Annotated in this window: 6 protein-coding genes and 1 pseudogene; all 7 read left to right on the plus strand. The window is 35.1% G+C overall.

Annotated features, from left to right (window positions below; translation table 11 throughout):
* Positions 1-140: 140 nt before the first annotated feature.
* On the plus strand, positions 141-1376 hold the full coding sequence (locus FTV14_RS13125) for a tyrosine-type recombinase/integrase (RefSeq protein WP_180050511.1): 1236 nt from the start codon (positions 141-143) through the stop codon (positions 1374-1376).
* Positions 1373-3751 carry a site-specific integrase gene (locus FTV14_RS13130; protein ID WP_257219787.1) on the plus strand — a complete coding sequence of 793 codons (2379 nt, stop codon included), beginning with the start codon at positions 1373-1375 and terminating at the stop codon, positions 3749-3751. The genes FTV14_RS13125 and FTV14_RS13130 overlap by 4 nt, the downstream gene beginning before the upstream one ends.
* On the plus strand, positions 3751-4149 hold the full coding sequence (locus FTV14_RS13135) for a hypothetical protein (RefSeq protein WP_180054011.1): 399 nt from the start codon (positions 3751-3753) through the stop codon (positions 4147-4149). The genes FTV14_RS13130 and FTV14_RS13135 overlap by 1 nt, the downstream gene beginning before the upstream one ends.
* A 353-nt stretch (positions 4150-4502) precedes the next feature.
* On the plus strand, positions 4503-4841 hold the full coding sequence (locus FTV14_RS13140; protein WP_180054012.1) for a hypothetical protein: 339 nt from the start codon (positions 4503-4505) through the stop codon (positions 4839-4841).
* 77 nt (positions 4842-4918) lie between these two features.
* Entirely contained in the window at positions 4919-5347 is a 429-nt protein-coding gene (locus FTV14_RS13145; protein WP_180054013.1) for a transposase, read from the plus strand.
* Complete coding sequence (tnpB, locus tag FTV14_RS13150; RefSeq protein ID WP_004783682.1) at positions 5344-5679, plus strand: IS66 family insertion sequence element accessory protein TnpB; 336 nt, start codon at positions 5344-5346, stop codon at positions 5677-5679. Before FTV14_RS13145 ends, tnpB begins: the two co-directional genes overlap by 4 nt.
* A 74-nt stretch (positions 5680-5753) precedes the next feature.
* A pseudogene (locus tag FTV14_RS13155) lies at positions 5754-6000 on the plus strand (IS66 family transposase); the annotation flags it as partial.

Here is a 6000-nt window from a genome sequence, read left to right on the forward strand (position 1 = left end):
AATATAATTATTTTAAAATCATTTAAATAAAAATACCTTGATAAGAAAAAAAAACAGCATTAAGTTAGATTTATTATCCATAAAAGTTCAATAAAAATTTGAATTTAACTTCTTATTTTCAAATGGAGGAATGACTATTTATGACCGTCCAAATTTGCATAGAAACCAAACTAGACCTGTCTAAATCACCTCTCAATAAGAAGGATAAATTAGATTTTTTAGCGAAAGAGGTACACGTGAATGGGGTGGGTGTCTTTGATGATAATGGTCGATTTTTACCTATTATTTCTCAATATCTATCTTACCAATCAAAGCATGAAAAACTTGCGACCGAGTCCATACCCACTTACGGCAAAAATCTAACTTACTTTTTGAACTATATGCGAACCCGTCCTGAATTTGATGATGATGTAAGTGATGAGGCATTTCTTACAGTACCAACATACGTAATAGAAGAATACATAACATTTTTAGAGGGGAATCAAAATTTAAAATCAACTACCGTCAGGAATCGTGATGCATGTTTATTTTTTTTCATGAAATATCTAACCACTCCAGGAGAGGATCAAACACAAATACGTAAAAATAACCCTTATAGCGACGGATATTTATCAAAAACACCAAAAAATAATCCTATGCCACCCTGTAATCCAGATGATCTTATTGTATTACTTGAATCAACAGGTTCTGAACGTGAAAGAGTTGTACTCCAATTTTTATATGATTCAGGTCTACGTCGTTCCGAACTTCCACGAGTTACTGTTGAACATATTAAAAATGCTATTTATTTTAATAGTACACAATTTATTTCATACACCTCAGACAAACCAATTTGTCCAAGTTATGTTCCATTGGAAGTTTTAGGTAGCAAAGGACGCAGAAATGAAATTAACCCTCGTTGGACTTTAATAAGCTCTGCAACAATCCAGCGTATCCTGAAATATCACGCTTCCCCACTCTATAAAAAATATGCAAGGAAGTATGCTACTCAAGCTGTAACTCCAGCTTTCCTCACTGCTCAGGGTACTGCTTATACAGCATCGAGCATCAGTAAATTGTTAGAACGTTTAAGTAAGCGCGCTATTAAGAAAGGTCGGCTTAAAAAACAAATCTCTCCGCATAAACTAAGACATGGTAGTGCTTATGCCCTATTACAATCAGAAGATTTAGGAATGGATTATCTTGACCGACTTGTAATTTTGCAAAAAAATTTGGGACATAGCCAACTAAATACTACTGAAATGTACACAAAAATCCCCCATGAAATTTACAGCACAATGTGTAACGAAGAAGGTGAGTTAGTCACAAAAGCTGAAAAAATGAAACGTATATATGAAACCACACAGTTAAAAATCAATATTACAGACAGAAAATGAAAACTAATGAACAAAAAAAAATCGGAGATGTTGAATCTACTATCGCAGAATGGGTATCAAGTGTTATCCAAAATGTAGATGCTTTGTGGCAAATACCAATTAGTCAGGCTAACACGCCTTCAAAAATAAATGTCGATGTTAACTATCTTGTATGTACTTTAGGCATTTCAAAAAACTCTGCATCTAAATACAGCAAGCTTACATATTCCATTATTAATAAAATGATTGAAGAAGAAATTTTGCTAATACCCGATGGTAGTTATGCATTAGCTGAAATAAACGCCAGGAGAAAACTCCTTAATTGGTATCGAGGGCTATCTCTAGAAAATAAAAAGCAACTGCCTATTTTTGGTAATAAGATTTCACTTGGGAAAATGCCTAAAGAGCAATGTCCTATAACTAAATATCATTTAAAGTTTAGCACTGTTAAGGCTGCTTGGAATTACATTCATCAAGACCTTAAAGAAAAAGGGATAGTAGATGCTAATTATAAGACTGTTGCCGAACGAAATCATGAAAGGCAAATTTTTCAGGGTACATCTAAGGAAACCTTTAAAGGTCATTTCAATAGATTAGCTACTCTTAAACTTACTAATATTATTGACTTTCACAAACCTTCTGAAGCAGAACCATATATTCAAATAGAGCAACTATTTGCCTCACAATCTAAAACAGTGTCTTCTGAATCAGCAAAAGAAAACTATCAAGGTGCATGCAAGGAATTTATCAAATTTCTTTCAAATCTTTATGGAAATACACCTTTAATAATTGTAGAGACTTTCGATGAACATCTTCTATCTAAATTTAGAAAATACCTAGAAGATAAAATAATAAACGCAGATATTTCCAGCTCTCATGCACAGACTCTTTTAAGTGCTGTACGGAAATCATTAAAAAGGCTCACTCAAATACAAGATATAGAATATAATTTTTTCAATGCAGTTGGCTTCGATGTATATAGACAAACAGATGTAAAGAAACCATTTAATCAAAATGAACGCCTGCAAATATTAGAAGCAATCGACAAAGGTATTACTGAGTCTAGATCGATCCTAAAACCCTATAGAATTACTGGTATTGGTAAGAATCCTCTCGATCAATATGGATATCGAATTAAAGGATTATCAACTCTTAATAATGCTCGTTGGATATTTGAAAACCTACTTAATTGTGAACCTATTTTTTACAACACAGCCAAAACACGAATTCAAAAATCTTTTCTTAAAATTATTCAGGATTCAGGAAAAAAACTAGACAATATATATAGAGAGTGGGGAGTCATATCTATGATTGGAATAGATGTCCTATTACCCTACTTATTAAAATTAGCCCAAGTCACAGGTATAAATACTGAGTCTTTACTCGCTCTTGATATAGATGACTTTACACTTAAGCATCCAGCTACAGGTAGACCTTGTCTTAGATATTGGAAAGAAAGATCAGACGGAAAAAAAGACTATCATCTTGATTTAATTAAAGCCAAAATCACTTGGCTAACTCCAAGTCAAAAAGAGTCTGTAAAAAATATTTTTGATGAGGTGATTAGACTGACAAGTAACATTCGGGAAAATATTACAAGTGACACAGTCAAAAATAGGTTATTTATCTATCAATCAAATAGCAAAAAATCACACCAAAGAGTAGCTCCTTTCTTAGGACTTAATGGAAGAAATTACAAAGCTTTAGGAATCAGCATTACTCGATTTGTTAATAAATATCAGTTAAAAGGTGATCAAGACCGCCCACTAATTCTAACAATAAGTAGATTTAGACCAACTTTAGTCAGCGAATTGATTAAAGCTGATGTAAGTATGAGAGAAATTCAAGTAGTATTAGGACACTCATCTATACAAACCACTCTGAGTTATATTGACTCTTTAGACTTTAATAATATAAGTCGAGCACAGCTAGATAAAAAACTGACAGAAATACATTGCTCAACTTTGGAAGCTAAACCCCAAGAGAATCCCAAAAAGATAGAAGTTAAAAATAAGGATGAACCAGCAGTAACTTTTATAACACCTTTAGCGGCGTGCAGAAATATTTTTGATCCACCTGAATTTGTAAAAAAATTGGCCTCTTATATCCAAGGAACTCCGTGTTCACAATATAATAAATGCTTACGTTGTGACAATGTTGTGCTTGCAGTTCATCACCTTCCTCAAATTTTTGCAATGCAGCGTGATTACAAAGCTCGTTTAGAAAACACCCAAATTATTGACACTCCCTACGGGCATATTCTTCGAGAAAATCTAGAACTCATGAATCAGATTACAGCCCCCAACTTATCTAATTTTTCCCCATTGGAGCTTGAAAACGCAAGAATTGCATCTGAATACATTGAGAACACTGTATTGATAGATGGAGTAATTTAATGAATATAGAAACTCAGCTAAATATACTGAAAAATTTTGCAGAACATCATCACAACCTGATAAATAGTCCAAGTGTAGGAAACAATCTAGAACAATGCCTACAAAAAAAATATATCGAATCTAATATATACATAAATCAGTTTATGGAAAGATCCATTTCGAAAATATCTAAATTTTCCGATTCTACTTGGGATTTTAATTCTGATTACCCAAATGCCGCACGAAATGTCCAAGGGGCAAAATTACGCATAAACTTTTCAAAATATAATGATATTCCTAGATTTATTTTAACCGAAATAAAAGTCATATTTGAGCTCGCTTTACTCAACAACACTATATTTTGGCCCCAATATAATAAGAAAACATCAGGGAAAAAAAATATGCAAAAGGTGTCCTAAAAGCCAACACATTAATTCCCATTTTTGAAAATGGTTTAACATTTATTAATGAAATATTTAAACAATTAAATTTAGAGTTTGGTTTTGAATATGTTCAAACAAAGTTTAAAACCCTAACAGCCCTCTCTCCAGCATATTACCATAAAGCGGCTAAAAACTATGAACGCATAAAAAACACTGAATTAGATAGATTTTTTGAATATTTACGAAACCCTAGCTCTATCAAATATGTATTTAATAAACCCATTGCCTATGTCGACTTAAATAATTTATGTTGGAAAAACCCTCCTAATACTCATAAAATTCAAAAAAAACAGGTGCTCCCAGATAATATATTTGAATATTTATCTAAGATGGCATCTTTCATCGTAGTCGACTTTTTAAATGCTATCGGGGATAAGTCAAAAATATCAGATATCAACTCTTTAGAACGTTTTGAAGCCAGTAAATATTCATCTTGGGCAAATAATGAGAGAGTTAATCATGAAATTCTTAACGCCTATATTGCAATGCGATTAAGGACCAAAGGGTACTCTTCAAGTTGTGTATTAGGATTAATTAAACCCTCTGACTGGATGATAAATAAAAATGGTTTGGCAGGTGGACTTACTCTACGAAAAGCCTTAAAGAGTCGCAAATACGAATTAAATAAACTTCGTGAATATTTCAATCTAGTGGCATATTCATGGTAAGCGTCCGCTGAGCCCCACTTTTTCTAACTCATTAATACCGCGATAGTGTCCACTAAAATTTAAGTGGACACCTATTTATGGATTTAAAGACAGTTATAGACACTGCACCAACGCTAAAAAAGCCCCGTCGAACCTTCACGGCTGAATTTAAACATCAACTTATTCAGCAATGCCAGCAGCCAGATACATCGGTGGCTAAGGTCGCAATGCAACATCAGATCAATGCCAATCTGTTGCATAAATGGATTCGTCAGTCCAGATCAATGGTTCCATCATTAACAATCTCATCCATTCCACAGACCGACTTCCTTCCCGTCATTCTTCACCCGACGCCAATCAAACAAGAAGCACCTCCGCCACCTGTGCCAGAAAAGAAAGCTACCGCTCATATCAGGATTCCATTACATGATGAACAAGGTTCCGTAAGGGATCAGATGATCGAAATCGAATGGCCGGTGGAGTCTGCAACTGAATTACTGCTTTTACTTCAGGGCTTGATCAAATGATCCGTATCGATGAAATCTGGTTGTCTACCCAGCCCATGGACATGCGTGCGGGTATGGATACGGCCATGGCGCAGATTATGAAAGCCTTTGGCTCAATCAAACCGCATTGCGCCTACCTGTTCTGTAATAAACGTGGCCATCGTATGAAAGTGCTGGTACATGATGGACTGGGCATCTGGCTGTGTGCCAGGCGGCTGGAACAGGGAAAATTCCACTGGGCTAAAGTTCACCAGGGTGAAAACGTAGCTCTCAGTCCAGAACAGTTACAGGCACTAATTCAGGGTTTGCCCTGGCAGCGCATTGGACGACAGCAAGTGGTAACAATGCTCTAAACTAGGCTGCTACATTCTGCTATTCTCCAAACGTTCTATTTCCTCTGCGTCATGACCTCAGGCATACTGCGGTCATGAAAATGCTGCCTGATTTAAGCCAACTGACCCATGAACAACTGCTGGAATTTACCCGGCAGTTGGCGATGCAGCATCAACAACTCGCAGAAGATAAACAACAATTAGATGCTCAAGTCCAACATCTGGAAGTATCAAATCAACAATTAGATGCCAAAGTTCAACATCTTGAAGTCACCAATCAGCAATTAGATTCTAAAGTTCAGCATCTTTCTATTCTCAATCAAAAATACGAGCATGAACTGG

Origin of the sequence: Acinetobacter sp. YH12236, from assembly GCF_013417645.1 — a bacterium.
Classification (GTDB): Bacteria; Pseudomonadota; Gammaproteobacteria; order Pseudomonadales; family Moraxellaceae; genus Acinetobacter.